Source organism: Bradyrhizobium ottawaense, assembly GCF_002278135.3.
Taxonomy (GTDB): domain Bacteria; phylum Pseudomonadota; class Alphaproteobacteria; order Rhizobiales; family Xanthobacteraceae; genus Bradyrhizobium; species Bradyrhizobium ottawaense.
In genome coordinates this window covers 8,043,626-8,065,171 of sequence record NZ_CP029425.2, presented here as the reverse complement: position 1 = coordinate 8,065,171, position 21,546 = coordinate 8,043,626, and the positions used below count along the sequence as shown (strand labels likewise).

Annotated in this window: 21 protein-coding genes and 1 pseudogene; 14 read left to right on the top strand and 8 right to left on the bottom strand. The window is 65.4% G+C overall.

Annotated elements, in window-relative coordinates; all coding sequences use genetic code 11:
• Positions 1 to 217 precede the first annotated feature (217 nt).
• The 5 genes from CIT37_RS37660 to CIT37_RS37640 all read left to right on the top strand — a co-directional run bounded on the left by CIT37_RS37660 (position 218) and on the right by CIT37_RS37640 (position 3,783).
• On the top strand, positions 218 to 466 hold the full coding sequence (locus CIT37_RS37660; RefSeq protein ID WP_028140731.1) for a hypothetical protein: 249 nt from the start codon (positions 218 to 220) through the stop codon (positions 464 to 466).
• 270 nt (positions 467 to 736) lie between these two features.
• Positions 737 to 916, top strand: a complete 180-nt coding sequence (locus CIT37_RS37655) for a hypothetical protein (protein WP_095426844.1) — start codon at positions 737 to 739, stop codon at positions 914 to 916.
• Positions 917 to 1,090: 174 nt separating this feature from the next.
• Positions 1,091 to 1,771 (top strand): FABP family protein, encoded by a 681-nt coding sequence (locus tag CIT37_RS37650; RefSeq protein ID WP_028140728.1) that lies wholly within the window; start codon positions 1,091 to 1,093, stop codon positions 1,769 to 1,771.
• 20 nt (positions 1,772 to 1,791) lie between these two features.
• Positions 1,792 to 2,502: a RibD family protein gene (locus CIT37_RS37645; protein WP_095426845.1), complete on the top strand. Its 711-nt coding sequence runs from the start codon at positions 1,792 to 1,794 to the stop codon at positions 2,500 to 2,502.
• Positions 2,503 to 2,511: 9 nt separating this feature from the next.
• A complete protein-coding gene (locus tag CIT37_RS37640; RefSeq protein ID WP_038950694.1) occupies positions 2,512 to 3,783 on the top strand; it encodes a flavin monoamine oxidase family protein in 1,272 nt (423 codons plus the stop codon).
• 30 nt (positions 3,784 to 3,813) lie between these two features.
• On the opposite strand, the gene CIT37_RS37635 is transcribed toward CIT37_RS37640, so the two are convergent.
• Together CIT37_RS37635 and CIT37_RS37630 are read right to left on the bottom strand one after the other, a co-directional pair.
• Complete coding sequence (locus tag CIT37_RS37635) at positions 3,814 to 4,137, bottom strand: hypothetical protein (protein ID WP_161966277.1); 324 nt, start codon at positions 4,135 to 4,137, stop codon at positions 3,814 to 3,816.
• 171 nt (positions 4,138 to 4,308) lie between these two features.
• Complete coding sequence (locus CIT37_RS37630) at positions 4,309 to 4,878, bottom strand: cysteine hydrolase family protein (RefSeq protein ID WP_038950697.1); 570 nt, start codon at positions 4,876 to 4,878, stop codon at positions 4,309 to 4,311.
• 204 nt (positions 4,879 to 5,082) lie between these two features.
• Here CIT37_RS37630 and CIT37_RS37625 point away from each other — a divergent pair, with 204 nt between their 5' ends.
• The gene (locus tag CIT37_RS37625) at positions 5,083 to 6,924 is read left to right on the top strand and encodes an AMP-dependent synthetase/ligase (protein ID WP_095426847.1); all 1,842 of its coding nucleotides are present in this window, start codon (positions 5,083 to 5,085) and stop codon (positions 6,922 to 6,924) included.
• Positions 6,925 to 7,018: 94 nt separating this feature from the next.
• On the top strand, positions 7,019 to 8,578 hold the full coding sequence (locus tag CIT37_RS37620; RefSeq protein WP_038950699.1) for an oleate hydratase: 1,560 nt from the start codon (positions 7,019 to 7,021) through the stop codon (positions 8,576 to 8,578).
• A gap of 16 nt (positions 8,579 to 8,594) precedes the next feature.
• Here CIT37_RS37620 and CIT37_RS37615 read toward each other — a convergent pair whose 3' ends face one another.
• The 4 genes from CIT37_RS37615 to CIT37_RS37600 form a co-directional block, all read right to left on the bottom strand.
• The gene (locus CIT37_RS37615; protein WP_028140721.1) at positions 8,595 to 9,191 is read right to left on the bottom strand and encodes a hypothetical protein; all 597 of its coding nucleotides are present in this window, start codon (positions 9,189 to 9,191) and stop codon (positions 8,595 to 8,597) included.
• A gap of 194 nt (positions 9,192 to 9,385) precedes the next feature.
• Entirely contained in the window at positions 9,386 to 10,699 is a 1,314-nt protein-coding gene (locus CIT37_RS37610; protein WP_095426848.1) for a tetratricopeptide repeat protein, read from the bottom strand.
• Positions 10,700 to 10,714: 15 nt separating this feature from the next.
• Positions 10,715 to 11,725, bottom strand: a complete 1,011-nt coding sequence (locus CIT37_RS37605) for an aldo/keto reductase (protein WP_028140719.1) — start codon at positions 11,723 to 11,725, stop codon at positions 10,715 to 10,717.
• Between the two features lie 280 nt (positions 11,726 to 12,005).
• Positions 12,006 to 12,431, bottom strand: coding sequence for a PaaI family thioesterase (locus tag CIT37_RS37600; RefSeq protein ID WP_028140718.1), 426 nt, complete (start codon positions 12,429 to 12,431; stop codon positions 12,006 to 12,008).
• 70 nt (positions 12,432 to 12,501) lie between these two features.
• On the opposite strand from CIT37_RS37600, the pseudogene CIT37_RS37595 reads away from it, so the two are divergent.
• Positions 12,502 to 13,123: pseudogene (locus CIT37_RS37595) on the top strand (NUDIX hydrolase).
• A gap of 71 nt (positions 13,124 to 13,194) precedes the next feature.
• On the top strand, positions 13,195 to 14,409 hold the full coding sequence (locus CIT37_RS37590; protein WP_095426849.1) for a hypothetical protein: 1,215 nt from the start codon (positions 13,195 to 13,197) through the stop codon (positions 14,407 to 14,409).
• 141 nt (positions 14,410 to 14,550) lie between these two features.
• On the opposite strand, the gene CIT37_RS37585 is transcribed toward CIT37_RS37590, so the two are convergent.
• On the bottom strand, positions 14,551 to 14,868 hold the full coding sequence (locus CIT37_RS37585; protein ID WP_095426892.1) for a hypothetical protein: 318 nt from the start codon (positions 14,866 to 14,868) through the stop codon (positions 14,551 to 14,553).
• A gap of 194 nt (positions 14,869 to 15,062) precedes the next feature.
• Here CIT37_RS37585 and CIT37_RS37580 point away from each other — a divergent pair, with 194 nt between their 5' ends.
• The 5 genes from CIT37_RS37580 (at position 15,063) to CIT37_RS37560 (ending at position 20,428) form a co-directional block, all read left to right on the top strand.
• Entirely contained in the window at positions 15,063 to 15,542 is a 480-nt protein-coding gene (locus CIT37_RS37580) for a hypothetical protein (protein ID WP_038948879.1), read from the top strand.
• A gap of 422 nt (positions 15,543 to 15,964) precedes the next feature.
• Positions 15,965 to 16,912, top strand: a complete 948-nt coding sequence (locus CIT37_RS37575) for a TAXI family TRAP transporter solute-binding subunit (RefSeq protein WP_028140713.1) — start codon at positions 15,965 to 15,967, stop codon at positions 16,910 to 16,912.
• A 159-nt stretch (positions 16,913 to 17,071) separates the two neighbouring features.
• A complete protein-coding gene (locus CIT37_RS37570; RefSeq protein ID WP_161966276.1) occupies positions 17,072 to 19,186 on the top strand; it encodes a TRAP transporter permease in 2,115 nt (704 codons plus the stop codon).
• Positions 19,147 to 19,560 (top strand): DUF1850 domain-containing protein, encoded by a 414-nt coding sequence (locus tag CIT37_RS37565; RefSeq protein WP_095426850.1) that lies wholly within the window; start codon positions 19,147 to 19,149, stop codon positions 19,558 to 19,560. The genes CIT37_RS37570 and CIT37_RS37565 overlap by 40 nt, the downstream gene beginning before the upstream one ends.
• 61 nt (positions 19,561 to 19,621) lie before the next feature.
• A complete protein-coding gene (locus CIT37_RS37560; RefSeq protein WP_038973149.1) occupies positions 19,622 to 20,428 on the top strand; it encodes an SDR family NAD(P)-dependent oxidoreductase in 807 nt (268 codons plus the stop codon).
• Positions 20,429 to 20,611: 183 nt separating this feature from the next.
• Here CIT37_RS37560 and CIT37_RS37555 read toward each other — a convergent pair whose 3' ends face one another.
• Entirely contained in the window at positions 20,612 to 21,382 is a 771-nt protein-coding gene (locus CIT37_RS37555; RefSeq protein WP_095426851.1) for a hypothetical protein, read from the bottom strand.
• Positions 21,383 to 21,546 lie beyond the last annotated feature (164 nt).

The following is a 21,546-nucleotide window of genomic DNA, read 5'->3' as shown; positions in this document are numbered from 1 at the left end:
AAAGCTGAGCAGGTGAAGCCTCCCTAGGAATAGCTTGGAAGGGGGCAAGACCTGGTGGTCCCCTGGCACGTTCAGCTCCCGCTGAGAGCCGAAGGACCGCACCGCGCGGAGCCAATTCCCGAGCCAAATCGCACCCGCCGATCCTGGCACTCCATTTGCTCAGTCTTGACCAAAGCCGGGCCTCGGCAGGGAGGCCCGTTTCAGGTTGAGGCAAGCGATGCAAGAAATGTCCCGTTCTGGTACTGCCGGAGAACTCCGGCTCGATGCGCTGATCGCCGATTTGTGGTGGCGCGTCCGGCTGTTGAATACCGACATTCTCGAGGAGGAAGCCAAAGCCGGCGTGTTCGACGTGCTTCAGCCGACATATCCGCTGCTTGCACTGAACCTCCGAGCGCGGCGCGACAATCTGGTCTCGACGATCGGCGTGCTCGAGGAGCGTGCGAAATCGGTGTCGGAAGCGGCTTGAGAGCCGCCTCCGGTGACACCGGAAACGTCAGCGAGGTGACTCTTCACGGTGCTGACGGACACGCCGAGCGTCGCGAAGATCGCGTCGCGCGTCTGTCCTTCGCAGGGGGGCTCGACGGACAAGCCGCCATGCGCTTCGTGCTGCGGATGACGCGTGGTTGCCGACGTCTCGATCGTCGCGGCGTGATCGCCGACACATATCGTTCCAGCGGGTCGATCTAGCTTGGCGTCAGGTGGCTCGCAATGATCCACCGGGAAGAGGACAAGACTTATGCGCAATACCATCCTTGTGGCCTTCGCAGCGATCATCCTGGCAAGCGCGGTGACGCCCGCGAGCGCGCTGACCATCGTCCGCGATCATCGCGACCCGCCCATCGTGCGCGACCATCGCAATCAGACCATCGTCAGGGACCACCGCACGCAGCCCGAGGTCCGCGATCATCGCCACTAAACGTCCCGGCGGCGGAGCCGAACCGAACCGGTTCGGCTTCGTCGTCTTGTCGAAAAGACCGACAATCGTCCCGCGCGCAACGCCGGTGTCCATTCGCGATTGTGAGGCCTGAGCACGCGCCACGCCCGCGCCGCCATGCTATTGCTGCCTCCGCAACTTTCCCGCGAGGCCGCCATGCTCCCCATTCCCGCCGATATCTTCACCGAGCCCGAGGACGTCTCGCCCGACGGCCTTGCCAATCTCGGCCCGCTTCGCCGTCTCGCAGGGCATTGGCAGGCGGACAAGGGCATCGACATCAATCCGAAGGCGGAGGGGCCGGAGCGGCGGACCTTCATCGAGCGCATCCGCATGGACCCGATCGATCCGCAGGCCAACGGGCCGCAGCTGCTGTACGGGCTGCGCTATCACATCCACATCAACACGCCCGAGGAAGACATCACCTTCCACGACCAGGTCGGCTATTGGCTGTGGGAGCCCGCGACCGGGTTGATCATGCAGACGCTGGCGATTCCGCGCGGGCAGGTGCTGCTGGCTTCGGGCAAGGCCGGGCCCGACGACAGGACGATCTCCGTCACCGCAAAGCGTGGCGATACCGCCTACGGGATCTGCTCGACCGACTTTCTGGAACAGGCGTTTCGCACCGACTCCTATCGCTGCGACATCACCTTCAACGACGACGGCAGCTGGACCTATCTGATCCAGACCGAGTTGTTCGTGCGCGGCGCGCCGTTCGACCATCGCGACACCAACACGCTGCAGCTGGTCGCGCCACCAAAGCTCAATCCGCTCGCGGTGATCGTCAACGATCGCGCCAGAAGCGATGAGAAGGGCGATGGGCCGGCAGCCTCGGCCTGAGTGATGCTCGGAGACTTTGCATGAAGCCCTATGTCATCTGTCTGATGCACTCCAGCCTCGATGGCCGCACGCATCCCAGCCGCTGGCGCCCGAAGGGGGCGGGCACGGACTGGTTCGAGAAGATTCATGACGAGCTCGGCGGCGATGCCTGGGTGATCGGCCGCGTCACCGGCTCGGAGTTCGCCAGGGGCCAGCCTTATCCTGCGACGAACGACGCGAAGCTGCCGCGTGAAAACTGGTTCGCGCGGCGGGACGCCAAGACCTATGGAATCGTGCTCGATGCGCAGGGCAAAATCGGCTGGGGCCGCTCGGACATCGGCGGCGATCCGATCGTCGTCGTGCTGACCGAGAGCGTGCCGGATTCGCATCTCGCAGGGCTCCGGGGCGAGAGCGTGTCCTACATCTTCGCGGGCAAGTCCGAGCTCGATCTGGCGCTGGTGCTGGACATTCTCAGCCGCGAGTTAGGGGTGAAGCGGCTGCTGGTGGAGGGCGGCGGCGTCGCCAATGGCGCGTTCCTGCGCGCCGGTCTGATCGACGAGTTCAACCTGATTCTCAGCCCCGCGATCGATGGCGCAGAGGGCGCGCCCTTCGTGTTCTCTTCAACGGAGGCGGACAGCGACAAGCGCGCGCCGATCACCGCGATGACGCTGGAGAGTACGCGCCAGCTCGGCGGCGATGTCCTGCTGCTGCGCTATCTGATCAAGAACGATCCGCAAGCCGCGAGCCGGTAACGCGCGGCCATGCCCGAGACAACGGAACATATCGTCATCGTCGGCGCCGGCGCGGCCGGCCTGATGGCGGCGCGCGAGCTGGCGCGGTCCGGCCGCAAGGTGACGGTGCTGGAGGCGCGCGAGCGCTGCGGCGGCCGCATCCTTCCGCTGCCGGTTGAGGAGTTCGGCTACCCCGCCGCGGGCGGCGCCGAATTCGTCCATGGCGAGGCGCCGGTCACGCGCGAGCTGCTGCGCGAGGCCGGGCTGTCCCTTCACGAGATCGCGGGCGAGCAGTGGAGCTTTGACGGAATGACGCTCTCGCGCGAGGAGCGCGACGATCCGCACGAGGCGGAGCTTCAGGCCGTGCTGAGGGACTTGAAGGACGATCTCTCCGTCGCCGAGTTCCTGCGCCGGCATTTCGCCGGGGATGACTATGCGCCGATGCGCCAATCGATCGAGCGGATGGTCGAGGGCTATGACGCGGCCGACCCCGAGCGCGCCTCGACGCTGGCGCTGCGTGAGGAATGGATGGATGGCGGGCACGCGCCGCAGGCGCGCATCGATGGCGGCTATGGCGCGCTGATCGACTTTCTGGCCGCCGATTGCCGCAGGTTCGGCGTGACCATCCATCTCGGCTGCGTGGTGTCGGCGATCGAGGAGGGCGGCGACACGGCGGCCGTTCGCTGCGCCGGCGGCGATGTCCACGTCTGTGATCGCGTGATCCTCACCGTGCCGCTGCCGCTGTTGCGCGAGATGGCCCTGCCGGCGAGCGCGCGCGCGAGGCTTGCTGCTGCGGGCGACATCGGCTTCGGCAACGTCATCAAGATCCTGCTGCGGTTTGCGCGGCCGTGGTGGCGCGAGCGGCACCAGGATCTCGCAGCCATGACCTTCCTGTTGTCCGACCGGACCATCCCGGTGTGGTGGACGCAATACCCGGGCGGGCAGGCCGTGCTCACCGGCTGGTTCGGCGGCCCGCGCACGGCGGAGCTGGACAACCTCGATCCGCGGGGACTGATCGATGCCGGGCTCGATTCGCTCGCCGCCATTTTCAAGCTGTCGCGCGAGGACATCGCGCGCGAGCTCGTCGCGGCGGCGGCGACCAACTGGGCACACGATCCCTTTGCCCGCGGTGCCTATTCCTGGGCGACGCCGCGGACGCGCGCGGCACAAGCGATCCTCGCGCGTGCCGATGGCCTGGTGCTGTTTTCCGGCGAAGCTCTCTATCGCGGCCGTGACATGGGCACGGTAGAGGCGGCGCTGGCGAGCGGCCAGGAGACGGCAGGGATGATTTTGCGGGGGTAAGAAAAAGGCCCGCATCGCGGGCCTTTCCTTTTACCAGCGGCTGCCGCCGAAGCCGAACGTCACCGAGGGACCGCCGCCGCCGTAATACCCGTACGGCCCGCCGCCGTAATAGCCGTGATGCCGCGGGTAGTAGCCGTAGCTCCGGTGGTGCGGACGATAGTAGCCATGATGGTGGTGATGATGACGCCAGTGATGATGGTGGCGATGGCCGTGGTGCCGGTGCTGCGCGCTGATGTCGGTCGATTGGCCGGCCTGCGCGTTCTGCTTCGCGCTTGAATTATTGGCCGCGTTCGCCGCCGATCCGCCGGCAAGCGCCGCAGCACCGACCGCCATCGCGACAATGAGATACTTCATGGTGTCATCACTCCAGTTGAATGTCGTGTGACAACAGATGGGCGCTTCCCGCGTTCCGGCCAGTGCGGGCGTCGAAACGACGCAGTATTGCGACGTCCGATTCGCTTCGCGCGCATGAGTGGGCTCGTGAGATTTATTGTCGCATCATCGGCATTGATCGCATTGTTGCCATCACTTGGCCGCGAACGAGGCGACCACGTCGTCGCTGGTGACGATGCGCGCGAACTCGCCGTTGAGGTTCGACAGCGTCATCGCATGGATCTCCTCGGCGGAATGCTTGTCGCCGTCGGGCCCGATGCGGTCGAACGTCCATGTCGCATCGCGCACGAGCTGCGCGTCGAAGCCGAGATTGCCGGCCATCCGCGTCGTCGTCTCCACGCAATGATTGGTGGTGGCACCGCAGATCACGAGGTTGCCGATGCCGGCCGCGCGCAGGCGCTGTTCCAGGTCGGTGCCGATGAAGGCGCTGTTGACGCGCTTGACGATGATCGTCTCGCCCGGCTGCTCGCGCGCCTCGTCCTTGACGGCGTAGCCGGAACGCGATGGCAGGAACGATGAACTCGGCTTCGTACCCTCGTGGCGGATATGAAAGATCGGCGCGCCGCGCGCCCTGAACGTCTTCAGCAGACCCGCGATCCGCGCCACCGCATCCGGATTGTTGCGCCGCTGTCCAGCCGCCTCCCATTCGTCGAACGCGCGCTGGACGTCGACGACGATGAGAGCGGGGAGGGGGGCGGGCATGATCGGACCTTTCGCACGGGTTGTAAAAGCGAATATGCGAGGCGACTGGGACAGCGCGCAATGCCGATCTTCCCTCGTTTCGCGACAGCTTTCGTGCCCGGACGCAGCGCAGCGTCTCTTCCCTGCATGGCCGCCTTGCTGAGGATCAAAGCGGCAAGGACTGGCCGGCCTAGTGTCGAGGCACCAAATGCTGGGAATCGAGAGATGCGAGAGGACGCCATGCCGGGACAGGCGAGTCAACCGGACGGTCTTGCCGACATCAAGACGCTGCCGCAACTGCTGCGCTGGCGCGTCGAGGCGACGCCGGCGGCGGAGGCTTATCGTCATTTCGATGCGACCGCGCAGCGCTGGGTCAGCCAGTCCTGGCGCGAGATCGATGCGGGATTCGAGCTGTGGCGGCGCGCGCTCGCCGCGGAGGAGTTCGCGCCGGGCGAACGCGCCGCCATCCTGATGCCGAACGGCATTGCGCATATCGCCATGGACCAGGCGGCGCTGTCGCGCGGCCTCGTGCCGGTGCCGATGCATGCCGTCGACAATCCCGACAGCATCGCCTACGTCCTTGTCGATTCCGGCCCGCTGCTCTTGTTCGTCGATACGCTGGAGCGCTGGCAGGCGATCGTGGCGACCGGCCAGCCGCTCGACCATCTCAAGCGCGTCGTCTGCGCGGATGCAAGCGGGCTCATCACGCCGAATGCCCGCATCGTCGGGCTCGACCATTGGCTCGCGCAAGCCCCCGGCGCGACCGCGCCGCTGCCAGATGTCGCGATCGAGCCGCACGATCTCGCCGCCATCGTCTACACCTCGGGCACCACCGGGCGGCCGAAGGGCGTGATGCTCTCGCATGGCAATGTCGTCGCCAATGTGAAGGCGATCGCGCACCGCATCGCCGCCGAACCCCATGACGTCTTCCTGTCCTTCCTGCCGCTCTCGCACACCTTCGAGCGCACCGGCGGCTACTACTATCCGATCGCGGCCGGCGCGTGCGTCGCCTATGCCCGCTCGGTGCCACAACTCTCGGAGGACCTGAAGCGTGTGCAGCCGACGGTGCTGGTCTCGGTACCGCGGATCTACGAGCGCATTTTCGCGCTGATCATGCAGCATCGCGCATCAGCAAGTTACATCGAGCGCTTGCTGCTCGACCTCACCATCGCCGTCGGCGGGCGGCGTTTCGATGCACGGCAGCGGCATGGCGTGCCGTCGCTGCTGGACCGGCTGGCCTGGCCGTTGCTCAAACGGCTCGTCGCCGACAAGGTGCTGGCGCGGCTCGGCGGCCGCCTGCGCGTCGCGATCTCCGGCGGCGCGCCGATCGCGGAGCCCGTCATTCGCCTGTCTCTCGCGCTCGGGCTGGACGTGCTCCAGGGCTACGGCATGACGGAGACCTCGCCGGTGGTCTCCGTCAACACCATCGAGGACAATGATCCGCACTCGGTCGGCCATGTCCTCGACGGCGTCGAGGTGAGGCAAGGCGAGAACGACGAATTGCTGGTGCGCGGCCCCAGCGTGATGCTCGGCTATTGGCACAAGCCGGAGGAGACACGCCGCGTCAAGGACGCCGACGGCTGGCTGCATACCGGCGATCAGGCCCGCATCGAGAACGGGCGCATCACCATCACCGGCCGCATCAAGGACATTCTGGTCACGTCCACCGGCGAGAAGATCGCGCCGGTGGATCTGGAGACCGCGATCCTCGCCGATCCCCTGTTCGAGCAGGCGCTGGTGGTCGGCGAACAGCGGCCGTTCCTCACCGCGCTGGTCGTGCTGAACGCCAAAGCCTGGGTGCAGGAGAAGGAAAGACTGGCGGCGAGCGGCAAGCAAGGCGGCGCGGCGGAACGGGCTGCGCTGCTGGCGCGAATAGCGGCGGCCGTGAAGGCCTATCCGTCCTACGCGACGCCGCGCGCGGTGTGGTGGACGCTGGACCCGTGGACCATCGCGAGCGGCCTGCTCACGCCGACGCTGAAGAACAAGCGGCCCGCGCTCGAACGCCGCTTCGCAGACGAGATCGAGCACGTCTATGCGAAGAAGCCCGCGCCGATAACGCCGACGTGATTTCGCCTCTCCCCGCGGTTGATCCAGCGCAACTTAGGCCGCTGCCTCGCGATGCAATGTCGCCCGTGAATTCGAACGGCAATCGAGGCAAGTCATGAAGGCGTATTTCATCGGCGGTGGCATTGGATCGCTCGCGGGCGCGGCGTTCCTGATCCGCGATGCGCAGCAGGCCGGGCGCGACATCGTGATCTACGAGGCGCAGCCGCTGGTCGGCGGCAGCCTCGACGGCACGCTGCTCGCGAACGGCGCCTATTCGCTGCGCGGCGGGCGAATGCTGACCACCGATCACTACGAATGCACTTGGGATCTGCTCTCCAGCATCCCTTCGCTCGAGCATCCCGGCCTCAGCGTGCGCGAGGAGACCATCGCATTCAACCTGGAGAACCCGGCGCACTCGAAGGCGCGGCTGGTCGATCGCAACCGTTTCAAGGTCGACGTCTCGCATATGGGTTTCTCCGCGCGCGACCGGCTCGAGCTGCTGCGGCTCACCGAGGCCTCGGAGGAGACGCTCGGCAATAGCCGCATCACCGACTGGCTCTCGCCGAAATTCTTCGAGTCCAATTTCTGGTACATGTGGCAGACCACCTTCGCGTTCCAGCCCTGGCACAGCGCGGTCGAGCTGAAGCGCTATCTGCACCGCTTCATGAACGAGTTTCCGCGCATCGAGACGCTCGCCGGCGTCAAGCGCACCGTCTACAATCAGTACGATGCGATCGTGCGGCCGCTCGCCGACTGGCTGAAGCGGCAGGGCGTGCAATTCGTGCGCGGCACGCGCGTCACGGACATGGCGATCGAGCGCGAGGACGGACGCTTGCGGGTGCGCCAGCTCGTGCTCGATCGCGACGGCCGCATCGCCAATGTCCGGCTCGAGGACGGCGATCTCGTATTCTTCCAGAACGGCTCGATGACGGACGCCTCGAGCCTCGGCACCATGACCGAGCCGCCACCGCATCTGACCAAGAAAGACAGCCAGGGCTGGGCGCTGTGGGAGACGATCGCGAAGGAGCGTCCCGAATTCGGCAATCCCGCCGCGTTCAACAGCTCGATCCCCGAATCCTATTGGCTGTCCTTCACCGTCACCTGCCGCGATCCACTCTTCTTCGACCGGATGGAGGCGTTCTCCGGCAACCGTGCGGGCACCGGAGGCCTCGTCACGTTCAAGGATTCCAACTGGCTGATGTCGGTCGTGCTCTATCACCAGCCGCATTTCGCCGGACAGCCGAAGAATGTGCAGGTGTTCTGGGGCTATGCGCTGCATCCCGACCGCGTCGGCAATTTCGTTGCGAAGCCGATGTCCGATTGCGGCGGCGCGGAGATACTGAAGGAGCTGTGTGGCCATTTGAATTTCGATGCGGGCGTGTTCGAGGACGCAATCTGCGTGCCCTGCCGCATGCCCTACATCACCAGCATGTTCATGCCGCGCAACCTGACGGATCGGCCGCTGCCGGTGCCGAACAATTCGGTCAACCTCGCTTTCGTCAGCCAGTTCGTCGAAATCCCCGACGACGTCGTGTTCACCGTCGAATATTCGGTGCGCGCGGCGCAGATGGCGGTCTATCGACTGATGAAGATCGATCGCCCGGTGCCGCCGGTGACGAGGCACGACAAGTCGCTCGCGATCATCTTCGCGACGCTGGAGAAGGCATTCGCGTGATCGCTACTTGAACGGGTTACTTGAAGGGATCTTGGATCGACGGCGCCGATTGCCGGATGCGGCGCACGCTGACCGGCGTGCCGTCGGAGACGAACAGCAACTCGTAGCGCCGGCCCTCACTGTCGGTGGCGGAGCAGGTGACGTCAGTCACCTTCCTGGCGGCAAAATTGCCGGTCTGGCGGCAGAGGCCGGTGGAGGTCTGCTCGGCCGGCACCGGCAGGCCGTCGACCCTGGGGCGGTCCTTGGAATTGAGCAGCATGCGGTCGATCGGCAGCTCGTAGGAATTGTCGTCGGCGCGCTTGCCGTTTTCGCCGGAGAACGACACGACGTGGCTGTCGTCGGAGGGATCGTCGACCGCGACCGCAAAATTGACGCGGCCCTTGTCGCCATGGGCGTAGGCCACCGTCTTGCAGGCGAAGGTGCGCCCGGCGACCTTGAAGGTCTTGCAGTGGCCGGACATCAGCGCCAGCAGATCGATGAAGGCATTCTGCAGCGCCGGCGGATTGTTGACCGGGATCGGCTTGGAAGTCTCGGCAAAACAAGGACTTGCCAAAGCGGCAAGGGTGGCCGTGAAAACAAGGGTCGCGGCCAGCAGCGATCGGCAGAGGCGCATTGGAAGGCTCACGTGCCAGGGAACCACGGTCAGGTTCCGCACCATAACCATCGAACCGCAAATTGGTTGCGATCCCGTTTGTCCTGCAAGTCCCGCCTGGAATACCACCGCGCCACCCCGACGGCGTTTGTCCAAATCGCCCAAACCGTCCGCCGCCACTTGCCGTCAGGCCGGTGTTTTTTTCGTGGCGGAACTCAGGCCATCGCCGCCTGCCAGCGCGTATCGCGAAGTGAGGGCCGGCGGTGCAGGCGGGCGCCCAGCAGGGTGCGGGCGCGGGCGAGCTCGCCGCTGCGCATGAGTGCGACGATATAGGTGTCCTCGACCAGTTCGCGCTGGGCGTGGCTGCCGCCGATCCGCACGACCTCGGCGAGGACGGGCGCCAGCGTTTGCGCGCATGACGCGTAATTCTCATCCGCAAAGGCCGCCAGCGCGCGGAAGATCGCCGGCACCACGGGGCCGGCCGGCAGCTTGCCCTCGGCGAGGCGCTGCTCGATGGCCGCAAGGCGCGTGGTGAGCGCCGGGTGGTTTTGCGTCGCCGCCGCGAACAGCGCCATGTGGATGTCGGCGAAGGACAGGCTCGACTTCGGAAACAGTTTTTGCGCGCTGGCGTCGGCTTCCAGCCACAGCGCCTTCGGCACGGAATGGCCGTAAGCCGAGAGGCGCCACAGCAGCGAGGCGGCGTCGGTGATAACGTTGAGTGGTGGCGCCTGCGTGACTGACGGCTGGAGCACGTCGGCATAGATTGCGAGCGCGCGTGCCGCATCGCCATGCTCGAGCGCGCCGAGCGCCTGGTGCCAGCGGATATGGCCGTGCAGGATTCCGGCGCGGTCGTAAGAGGGGATCCAGTCGTCGACGAGGCGGTCGGCAGCGTCGATCGAGCCGTCCTCGAACATCGCGTGCAGCACCGCATGCGCAGCGTGAGCATTGGCCCGGCGGAGGTCAAAACCGCGCTCGGTCATGGCGCGGCCGCGCGCGACGTCGCCATTCTCCGTCATCGCCCAGCCGGCCATGGTCAGGAACCACCAGTCTTCGTCATAGTGCTGCGCCACACGTCCGCACAGCTCGTGCCGTGCGCGGTCGTGGTCGGCCATGCCGGAGAAGGCGAACAGGCCGAACGCGCCGAGCGGCAGCGACAGCACCAATGCATCGCGCGGCCATGTGTCGATGTGCCTCAGCGTGGATGCGATCGCCTCGGCTAGCCGGCCCTCGATCGCAAGCGCCAGCGTCTCGACATGCGAGCGCTCGCGCTCGGTGCCGCGCCTGGCGACCAGTTCGCGTGCGAGCGCCGCCTTGCTTCGGGCGAGATCGCCCTGCTGGTAGAAGGCATGCATGCGCGCGCGGGCGATATGGGGAAGCGCGAAGTCCGGGTCGGCGGCAATGGCGCGCTCCAGCATCTCCGCCATGCCGGTCCAGCCCGCAAGCATGAGGTCGACACCCTCGCGATAGGCGCCAGCGGCCGCATCGGATATGGTGGAGAGCGGCAGGCCGTAGCGATCTTGATGCGCCATCGTGATCTCCCAATCTCACGCCGTCCGCGCGCGCCGGCCTTCGATCGGGTAGGCGGGATCGTTGTAGCCTGGCGTCGAGGGATGCCCCGGCACGACCAGTCGGTCGATCAGCGCCTCGTCATCCCCAGTGAAGCGGTAGTCGAGCGCGCTGATGTAGCCGTCCCATTGCTCCTCGGTGCGGGGCCCCGCGACGATCGAGGAAACGAAGGCGGAGTTGAGCACCCAGGCGACTGCGAACTGGCCGGCGGTGATGCCCTTTTTCCCGGCGTGAGTCTTGATCTCCTGCGCGAGCTGCAGCGATTCCGGCCGCCATTCGGTCTGCATCATGCGGGTGTCATTGCGGCCCGCGCGCGTCTCCTTGTCGGGGGCGGCATCGGGCTTGTACTTGCCGGTGAGCACGCCGCGCGCCAGCGGGCTGTAGGGCACGATGCCGAGGCCGTAATAGGAGCAGGCCGGAAAATGCTCGACCTCGGGCATGCGGTTCATCGCGTTGTAATAGGGCTGGCTCACCGCGGGCCGGTCGATGCCGAGCCGGTCGCAGATGTTGCAAATCTCGGCAACGCGCCAGGCGCGATAGTTCGAGACGCCGAAATAGCGCACCTTGCCCGATCGGATCAAATCGCCCATCGCGCGCACCGTCTCTTCCAGCGGTGTCGAATGGTCTTCCTTGTGCAGATAGTAGATGTCGATGTGGTCGGTGCCGAGCCGCCTCAGGCTGTCGTCGGCGGCCTGCAGCACCCAGCGCCGAGACAGGCCGCCGCAATTGGGATCGTCGCCCATGGGGTTGGCGAGTTTTGTGGCAAGCACCCAGGCGTTACGGTTGCTGGCAATGGCGCGGCCGACCACCTCCTCGGAGGCGCCTTTCGAATAGGCGTCCGCCGTGTCGATGAAGTTGATGCCGGCATCACGCGCTTTGTCGATGATCCGTTTTGACGTGGCTTCATCGGTCGGCCCGCCGAACATCATGGTGCCCAGACAAATCGGCGACACTTTCAGGCCGCTGCGGCCGAGCTGACGGTATTGCATGGGCGGGTCCTCGATATCTTTAAGGAGCGCAGCATAGCCAGCCATAGCCGTCATTGCGAGCGCAGCGAAGCAATCCAGCAATGCCGCTTCCTCTCGTCGTCCCGGACAAGCGCGCCCCAAGCGCGCGCAGATCCGGGACCCATAACCACAGGGTTGCGTTCGGCGAAGACTCGGAGTTACGAGCTTCGTGCCACAACTGCTCCCTGTGGTTATGGGTCCCGGCCTGCGCCGGGACGACAGCGGAATGTGTGGTTGCGGCAGTGGCAACCTGACCGAACAGCTACCCCGGGCCCTTCAGAATCTTGAACACGCCGTTCGCCATCACGATGCAGCGGCCATCCACCGTCACCTCCGTGCTCATGAAGATCAGGCTGCGCGTCGAGCGCACCACGCGCGGGCGGGAGATCAGGATGTCGCCGATCTGGCCGGCCTCGACGAAATGGGTGTCGAGCTGCACGGTCGCCATGAACTCCTTGCCGGAGACGTAACGGGCGGTCATGCCGCAGGTGCGGTCGGCAAAGGTCATCATCACGCCGCCCTGGACCATGCCGCGGCGGTTGTGGTGCTTGTCCTCGGTCGCGAGCGCGAATTCGTAATGGCCGTCGACCTTGCGCTCCCACAGGGGACCGATCAGGTGCATGAAGCCCGTGGTCTCCAGGATGCTCCAGCCGTCTGATTTGAGCCTTGCGGCGGCCTTGTTGGTCATCTCGTCGTCCATTCCGTGCGGGCCTTGCGATCCCGTTTCATCGGGGCCGGACGTGGTGTAGTCAAGCATCATGAGGCCGTTCGATGATGCCACACGGCGGAATATCGCGAATGCCTGCGCGGCCTTCATGCGGCTGCCGGCGGGTGAAGTGCCGACGACGCTGAAGCGTGCCGCGGTGGCGGTCGCGCTGACCGCGAGCGAGGACGACGACACCGCATTCCTGCTCACGCTGCGCGCATCGCATCTGCGCGCCCATCGCGGCCAATGGGCGCTGCCGGGCGGCCGCTGCGACGCCGGCGAGACGCCGGTCGAGGCGGCGTTGCGCGAGCTCGACGAGGAGCTTGGCCTTCGCCTCACCGGCGCGCAGGTGCTCGGCACGCTCGACGATTATCCGACCCGCTCCGGATATCTGATCACGCCCGTCGTGGTCTGGGCCGCCGACAGTGCCGCGATCAGGCCGAACCCGGACGAGGTGGCTTCGGTCCATCGCATTGCGCTCGACACCATCGAGCGCGACGACGCCTTCGATTTCGTCGCCATCCCCGAGAGCGCGCCGCGTCATTCGCTTCCATCATCAGGAAAGCCTGATCCACGCGCCGACGGCGGCGCTGATCTACCAGTTCCGCGAGGTGCTCGCGGGCCGGCACACCCGCGTCACCGAGCTGGAACAGCCGGTGTTCGCCTGGAAGTGACGCAAGAGACGAAAAAAGAGGTAAACGGCGCGTTAACGTGACGGTTACCGGATGCCTGCTAAGAGGGCAGGATGCATCATTCGATTCGCAATAGCTTCGCGCTGGTTCCACTTGCGCTTGTCCTGCTCGCGCCCGCCGCGCGTGGCGGCGAGATCGACGCGCTGCCGCCCGCCGTTCGCGATGCCAACGCCCAGCTGCTGTCGCAGTTTTTTGCGCAGGGTGGCGCTTCGCCGGCGGTGCTCGAATATCGCCGCAAGCTCGCGGAGTATCAGGCGGCGCGCGCGGCCTTCGACGCTGAGGCCGGCGCCTATTGGAGCCAGATCTCGGAGAAGCGGAAAGGCCGCAACGCCAAGCGGCGCAGCGGGCAGCAGGTGACGCTCGATGATTACGTACTGGAGCATCCGCCGCTCTATAACGGGCCGAAGAAGCCGGTGAATCCGGAGCCGGAGGAAACGCCGGACCGTCCCGCCAAAAAGCCGATCCCGGTGGTCGCCGATTTCCTGCGCGCGGCGCAGGAGCTCTACCAGTTCACGCCGCAGCGCCCGGCGAGCGAGATCGAGTTCAAGCGCGCCTATGCGCGCTATGCGCTGGCCTCCGGGCTGACGCGCGAGCAGGCCGTGCGGGTCTATTCGTTCGAGACCGGCGGCACCGGCAGCCACGACGTGCAGGCGGGAATCGAGCATGGCGGCAAGCGCGCGATCTCGACCGCGATGGGCTACAACCAGCTACTGACCACCAACAGTGTCGAGCTGCTCGCCGAGCAGGGGCACGAACTCATTCGCGCGCTCTCCGAGAAGGTCGCGCGGACATCAGGACCGGCGCGTCAGTCGCTCGAGCACAAGCTCGTCGTGCTGAAGAAAATGGTGGCGCATGCGAAGTCGGTGCCCGACACTTGGTCGGAGCACGAAAAGATCGGCAACACCGCGCAGGGCTGGGCCATGCATGCGATGGTGCTCGACATCGACGTCGGTCCGATGCTGCAGACCCACAAGCTCCTGACCTCGGTGCTGTTCGCCCGCGCCAAGGGCTACAGCCGTCCGTTGACGGCGGCCGAGCTCGAGATGATGAACCTCACCGGCGACGGCACCGGGCTCGACATGGTGACGATGCCGCAGGCGATGCGCGAGCAGGTGCCGACCTCGAACTTCTTCCAGCGCGGCGGCTACGAGCGCAACCCGGTCGCAATTCGCCACAACACGGTGGCCAAGCTGCTGGCGGTGACCGACGATCGGATGGATTCGAACAGCAGCAAACCCGGTGCAAGGGAATTGGCGGGGGCGTTTTAGCGCGCTGCCGTAGGTGGGCAAAGCGACTTGTCCGCCATAGCTCGAAGAGCGGCGGCGGAAGCGTGCCCACGCACCTTTTGCGATAGAGAGAGATGGTGGGCACGGCGCTAACGCGCCTTTGCCCACCCTACGGCAGCGCGCTTACTGATCCGGGCCGAACTTGAACTTGCCGTCGCCTTCCAGATAGGGGCCGCTGCGCATGTAGAGCTGGCCGTTGTGGCCGATGAAGAACAGCGTGCCCTTCGGGACCTTCTTGGCGCCCTTCAAGAGCTCGCCGGCGTTGCTGGTGCCCATCTTGTAGGAAAAGGTCTTGCCCTCCCTGTCATAGGCGTAGCCCGTGTCGGGCTTGAGCTCCCACGGCGTTGCCGGGGTTTGTGCGCATGCGGGCGCGGCGAATGCGCCGAGCACCGTTACGAGTGCAGCCGAAGCAAGTACAAATGTCTTGGTTGAAAATGCCATCATCCATCCTCCCCGTCGCTGGGGTACCCGGCTTGAACAAATCACGAACGGCGTATCCGGGTCAATTTGCGAAAGCGCCGCAGCACATCACGTCTTGCCCAGCAGTTTGTGATTTTCCCTTCGTCCCCTCGCGACTATGTTCCGCTTTCCGTCTAGAACGCAACTCGACAAAATTATGGGTGGGGATGATTCGGATGCGCCATGTGATTAAACTTTGCTGGGCTGCTGCATTGTCGTTGACGGCGCTGGCACCGGCCGCCCGGGCCGATGATTACCAGCTCAGCCACAACCAGCGGATTTCGTGCAGCCGCGGCCTTGCCCCGGGCAAGCTGAACACGGCGACCTGCAAGTCCTACACCTATCTGTTCAACACCAAGACCTCGGAATATTTCCGCTGCCAGGTCTCGCTGGCGCTGACCCGCGACAACAAGGAAGTCATCAACGTCCAGACCGACGGCGGCTGCACCAAGAAGCCGCGCATCTTCGAGACCGACGGCAAGTATGATTTCGACGCGACCGAGACCGAGCCGCCGAACACCAATTCGTTCTTCGGCCCCGGCGGCTATTCGGTGTGGGCCGCTGATGTCGGCGCGCAGAAGGTGCGCGGCTGCATCATCATCTCCTCCGGCCTCGGTTCCGACATCTCCAAATGCCTGGACATGACGTTCCAGTGAGAGCTTGCCGGTAAAGCCTTTCCAGCAAAGCCTTGCCAGCGGAGCCTTGCCAGTAAAGCCGCGCCAGTGACGGCGCGCTCCCTCCCGCTTACGGGGAGGGCGATCGCGTATGCGCTTGGCGGGGCCTGAGCGAGCGCCTCGTCCTTCGAGATGACCGCTTCGCGGTCTCCTCAGAATGAGGCTGAGCGCCAGCTTTGCTGTTGAAATCGCTATCACGTACTCCGTCCTCATCCTGAGGGCCGCCGCAGGCGGGCGTCTCGAAGGATGTGCGGCGGGCGACTGCGCCACCTCGCCGCACCGCGGGTTCCCGAAAAATTCAGCCGGATCGGCCGTTTACCGCAGTCCTGTTTTGTCTTTTGGATGGGTTGACCCGCATCCCTCATCCGGCCAATTTCGCCGCCGGTTTGGGGAGAACAACAACCATGAAACGGACCATTTTCGGCGCGGCCGCGGCTCTTGCTCTGGCGGCGTCGGCACCTTGCGCGCAGGCGCAATCCTTCATCAACGTGCTGACCGGCGGCACCTCCGGCGTCTATTATCCGCTCGGGGTCGCGATCGGGAAGATCTACGGCGACAAGATTCCGAACGTGAAGACGCAGGTGCAGGCCACCAAGGCGTCGGTCGAGAATTTGATCCTGCTGCAGCAGGGCCGCGGCGAGCTGGCGTTCACGCTCGGCGATTCGCTCAAGGCCGCCTGGGACGGCGAGGAGGAGGCGGGCTTCAAGACCAAGCTCGACAAGCTCAGGACCATCGGCGCGATCTATCCGAACTACATCCAGATCGTCGCCACCACCGAGTCCGGCATCAAGACGCTGGCCGACCTCAAGGGCAAGAGCCTCTCCGTCGGTGCGCCGAAGTCCGGCACCGAGCTGAATTCGCGTGCGATCCTGGCCGCCGCCGGCATGAGCTACAAGGATCTCGGCAAGGTCGAATATCTGCCATTCGCCGAATCCGTCGACCTCATGAAGAACCGCCAGCTCAACGCCACGCTGCAATCGGCCGGCCTCGGCGTCGCCTCGCTGAAGGACCTTTCGACCTCGAGCCCGATCACGGTGGTGTCGGTGCCGAAGGAGACCGTCGACAAGATCGGCCCGCCCTTCGTCTCCGCGATCATTCCGGCCAACACCTATACCGGCCAGGACAAGGACGTGCCGACTGCGGCGGTGATCAACTATCTCGTCACGAGCTCCGCGGTGTCGGACGATCTCGCCTATCAGATGACCAAGCTGATCTACGAATCGCTGCCGGAATTGCAGAATGCACACGCGGCCGGCAAGGAGATCAAGCTCGAGACCGCCGCGACAGGCAGCCCGGTTCCGCTGCACCCCGGCGCGATCCGCTATTACAAGGAAAAAGAGCTGATCAAGTAAGGCGCGCTCTATCCGCGAACGTCATGCCCGGGCTTGTCCCGGGCATCCACGTTCTTGGAGACACCGTTAGACGTGGATGGCCGGGACAAGCCCGGCCATGACGGTGTGGGTGAGCAATGCCTCGATGTTATATGCGCTACAGGGCTGAGGACGAATAAGATGCTGGAAAAGGCAGAGGGCGCCGAAGCTGCGCCCATCAAGGTTGAGTTCGACAATTTCGAGCACGGTTTCCCGGACGGTTTCGGTCCGGGCTGGTGGGGGCAACTCGCCTATTGGATCGGCATCGCCTTCGCCACCTTCCAGCTCTATGTCGCCGCCTTCAACTATCTGCCGAGCCAGGTGGTGCGCGGCGTCCATGTCGGCTTCCTCGTTCTGCTCACCTTCGGCCTGATCGCCAACTTCACCGCGAAGAGCAATGCCGGCCGCGCGCTCGGCTGGGTGATCGGCGGCGCCGGCTTCCTGTGCGGGCTCTACCAGTGGATCTTCTACGCCGACCTGATCGCGCGCGACGGCGACCCGACGCGGCTTGATCTCGTGGTCGGCACGGTGCTGGCGGTGCTGATCTTCGAGGGCACGCGGCGCCTGATGGGCGCGGCGCTGCCGCTGATGTGCGGCGCCTGCCTCGTCTACTGGTTCTTCGGCCAGTACCTGCCGTCGCCGCTCAACCATCGCGGCTACGATTTCGACCAGATCGTCACGCATCTGTCGTTCGGCACCGAGGGCTTCTACGGCGTGCCGATCTACGTGTCGGCGACCTACATCTTCCTGTTCATCCTGTTCGGTTCGTTCCTGGAGCGCGCCGGCATGATCCAGCTGTTCACCGACGTTTCGCTCGGCCTGTTCGGCCGCACCCGCGGGGGACCTGCGAAAGTCGCGGTGTTCGCCTCGGGCATGATGGGCACGATCTCGGGCTCCGGCGTCGCCAATGTCGTGACCGTCGGCCAGTTCACGATTCCCTTGATGATCAGGTTCGGTTATCGCCGCGCGTTTGCCGCGGGCGTCGAGGCCACGGCCTCGATGGGCGGGCAGATCATGCCGCCGGTGATGGGCGCGGTCGCCTTCATCATGGCCGAGACGCTCGGCGTGCAATATTCCGAGATCGTCAAGGCGGCGGCCATTCCCGCGATCCTCTATTTCGCGTCCGCGTTCTGGATGGTGCATCTGGAAGCCGGGAAGCACGGCCTCGTCGGCATGAAGCGCTCGGAAATCCCGAGCGCCTGGAGGGCACTGGTGACGCGCTGGTACCTCGTGCTGCCGCTCGCCGCCCTCGTCTACATGCTGTTCGAGGGCTTTACGCCGCTCTATGCCGGCAGCATGGGTCTCGCGCTGACGGTGGCGCTGATCCTCGGCACCGCCATCACCACGGGCGCCTCCTCGAACGTGATCCGCACCATCTTCTGGATCGGCCTTGCGCTCGTCGTCGCCGCGCTCTCGCGGGACGGCCTCAAGATCGTGCCGGTCGCCAGCGTCGTGGTCGGGCTGATCGTGATCACCGCCTTCGTGCGCGGCGGCTTTGCGGCGCTGCGCGCCTGCCGCGACGCGCTGGCCGAGAGCGCCAAATCCGCCATCACCGTCGGCATGGCCTGCGCCATCGTCGGCGTCATCATCGGCATGATGTCGCAGACCGGCGTCGGCACCATCTTCGGCGGCTGGGTGATCGGGCTCGGCGAGAAGAGCCTGTTCCTGGCGCTGATCATGACCATGCTGCTATCGATCCTGCTCGGCACCGGCATCCCGACCATCCCGACCTACATCATCACCGCCGCGCTCGCCGCGCCCGCTCTGGCCAAGTTAGGGGTGCCCTTGATCGCGAGCCACATGTTCGCGTTCTACTACGGCATCATGGCCGACCTCTCGCCGCCGGTGGCGCTGGCGGCGCTCGCGGCGGCGCCGATCGCCAAGGAGAACCCGGACAAGATCGGCTGGGAGGCGATGCGCATCGCGCTGGCCGGCTACGTCATCCCCTTCATCTTCGTCTATTCACCAGCCCTGATGCTCCAGGCCGGCGACCCCATGGCGGCCAAGCTCGGCTTCTACGGCGCGGTGGCGCTGGCAACCGTCAAGGCGTTGGTGGCGATCGGCCTGTTCGGCATGGTCGCGATCGGCTTCCTGTTCACCCGGCTGACGCTGATCGAGCGCCTGGTCGCGCTCGGCGCCGCGTTCTGCCTGCTCGGCGAATTCCCGTTCAGCGACACCGCGGGCTTCGTGCTCGCTGCGGCGCTCGCGCTGTGGCAATGGCGGCAGCGCCCGCCTGTAACGGTCGAGGCGGTGTGAGCCTCTGCTTCGCAACGGCTTTCGGCGTGAAGGCGCTGGCGCTGTCCGCCTTCACGCTGGTCTGGACGCATTCGATCGCGAAAGTCGACTGGCAGGAAGACTGGCGCGTCACCCCCGCCGGTCTCGAACTGGTGCAGGCCCGCGTCAAGGGCACCGGCCCCGGCATGGAGCCGCCGCCCGAGGCGCGGCTGGTCGACGGCTGGTTTCAGTGGCAGCCGAAGCGGGCAGCCATGCAAGAGGTCGTGCTCGGCAATTCGGGCGCGGCCGGCGAATGGCGGCTGTGCCATGATGGACAATGCCGGACGCTGTCGGAGATTGTCGGGTATCCCATTGGTGCTAACGTCACCACGATGAAGATCTGCAACGATCCGTAGCGCCGGATTACGCTTACGCCCCGTCCGGGCTACAAGAAGAACAACAACAAGGAGACACATGATGGATCGGCTCAAGGGCAAGGTTGCGATGGTGGTGGGGGCCGGCTCGATCGGACCGGGCTGGGGCAACGGCAAGGCGACCGCGGTGACCTTCGCGCGCGAGGGCGCGCAGGTGTTTTGCGTCGACCGCAACGGTGCCGCTGCCGAGGAGACCGCGAAGATCATCACCGGCGAAGGCGGCAAGGCGACCGCCTTCACCGCCGATGTGTCCCGCGCGAGCGAGGTCGAGGCGATGGTGGCGGCCTGCCTGAAGGCCTATGGCCGCATCGACGTGCTCGACAACAATGTCGGCATCGCAGAGATGGGCAGCGTGGTCGAGGTGACCGAGGAGAGCTGGGACCGCGTCTTCAGCGTCAATCTCAAGAGCGCCTATTTCGCCATGAAGCACGTCATTCCCGTGATGGTGAAGCAGGGCGGCGGCTCGATCATCAACATCTCCTCGATCGCCTCGATCCGCCACATGGGCATCTCCTACGTCACCTACGGCACCTCGAAGGCCGCGATGAACCAGATGACGCGCACCACCGCGATCGAGTTCGCGCGGCACCATGTCCGCGTCAACGCGATCCTGCCCGGCCTGATGAAGACGCCGATGGTCGAGCACTCCGCAGGTCTTGCGAGCAGCTACGCCAAGGGCGATGTCGAAGCGATGTGGCGCGCGCGCGATGCGCAGGTGCCGATGGGTCACATGGGCGATGCCTTCGACGTCGCCAACGCCGCGCTGTTTCTGGCGTCCGACGAGTCGAAATATGTGACGGGGATCGAGCTCGTGGTCGACGGCGGGATCACGTGCAAGGCGGGGGCGTAGGCGCCGCCTGACGCTTCACTGTCGTCCCGGACAAGCGCAGCGCAGATCCGGGACCCATAACCACAGGACGTGGTTTGGCGAAGACTCGCGGTGACCAGCTCACCAAGGTAACTACTCCCTGTGGTTATGGGTCCCGGGTTCGCGCTTCGCGCGCCCCGGGACGACAATGGAGTGTTTGGCTACTCACTGCGCCAGCGCCAGTATCCCGCCGGCAAATGCGTGCCACGCAGCCGTCTCGCTGATCGGCCAGTTCAAGACCTTCACCGCCAGCAGCGCGAGCGTGCCATAGATGTAGACCGGATGCACGCGGCCTTCGGTGCGCCAGTCGCGCACCATGGCGACGACGAGCAGGAGCGATGCGACGACGGCGGGCGCGATCGTCACCGGCACCGGCGGCGGGCCGGGTGGCCCGGGAGGCGCCAGGAAGGTCAGGAACCAGCGCGCGATCGCGGCATCGAGGATCGAGACCGCGGCGAGCAGCATCAGGCGCTTGTGAATCTCTCCTCTGCGGGTGTTCATGATTGCGAGCACGAACACGATTGCGAAGAACGCAATCCCGCTCATCGGCACGATCGAGAAGCCGATGCCGGCCTCGCGTTGTCCGAGGGCTGCGGAATGCTGCATCACGTGCACGGAGGCGAGGAAGCCGAAGATCGTCATCGCGGTGGCGAGCGAGACGCCGGCGATGCCGAGCGAACGATGATTGACGAGGCGGCCCGAGGCCGCAAGCCAGGTCTGAAGCACGAAATAGACAGACCAGGTGAAGAACAAGAGTCCGTGAAAGTGAATCACGGGGCTCGCGGACAACGTCCGGTTGGCGAGCGGAACCCAATAGGTCGGTGCGAAGCCGAGAAAAGCTGTGGCCGCGCAGGCCAGGGCCATGTGGAGATAAAAATATCGTGCAGGCGACGCATCACGCGCGCGTACACGACGGTCGTCGGTCAGGGTCGTCATCAGGAATGAGTCTGGGGAGGTGGGGTTTGGTTCAATGCCGGCCGTCGTCCCGGGGCGCGCGTAGCGCGAGCCCGGGACCCATAACCACAGGATTGTGTTTGGCGAAGATTTGGAGTTGCCAACCTCGTGTCACGATGACGTCCTGTGGTTATGGGTCCCGGATC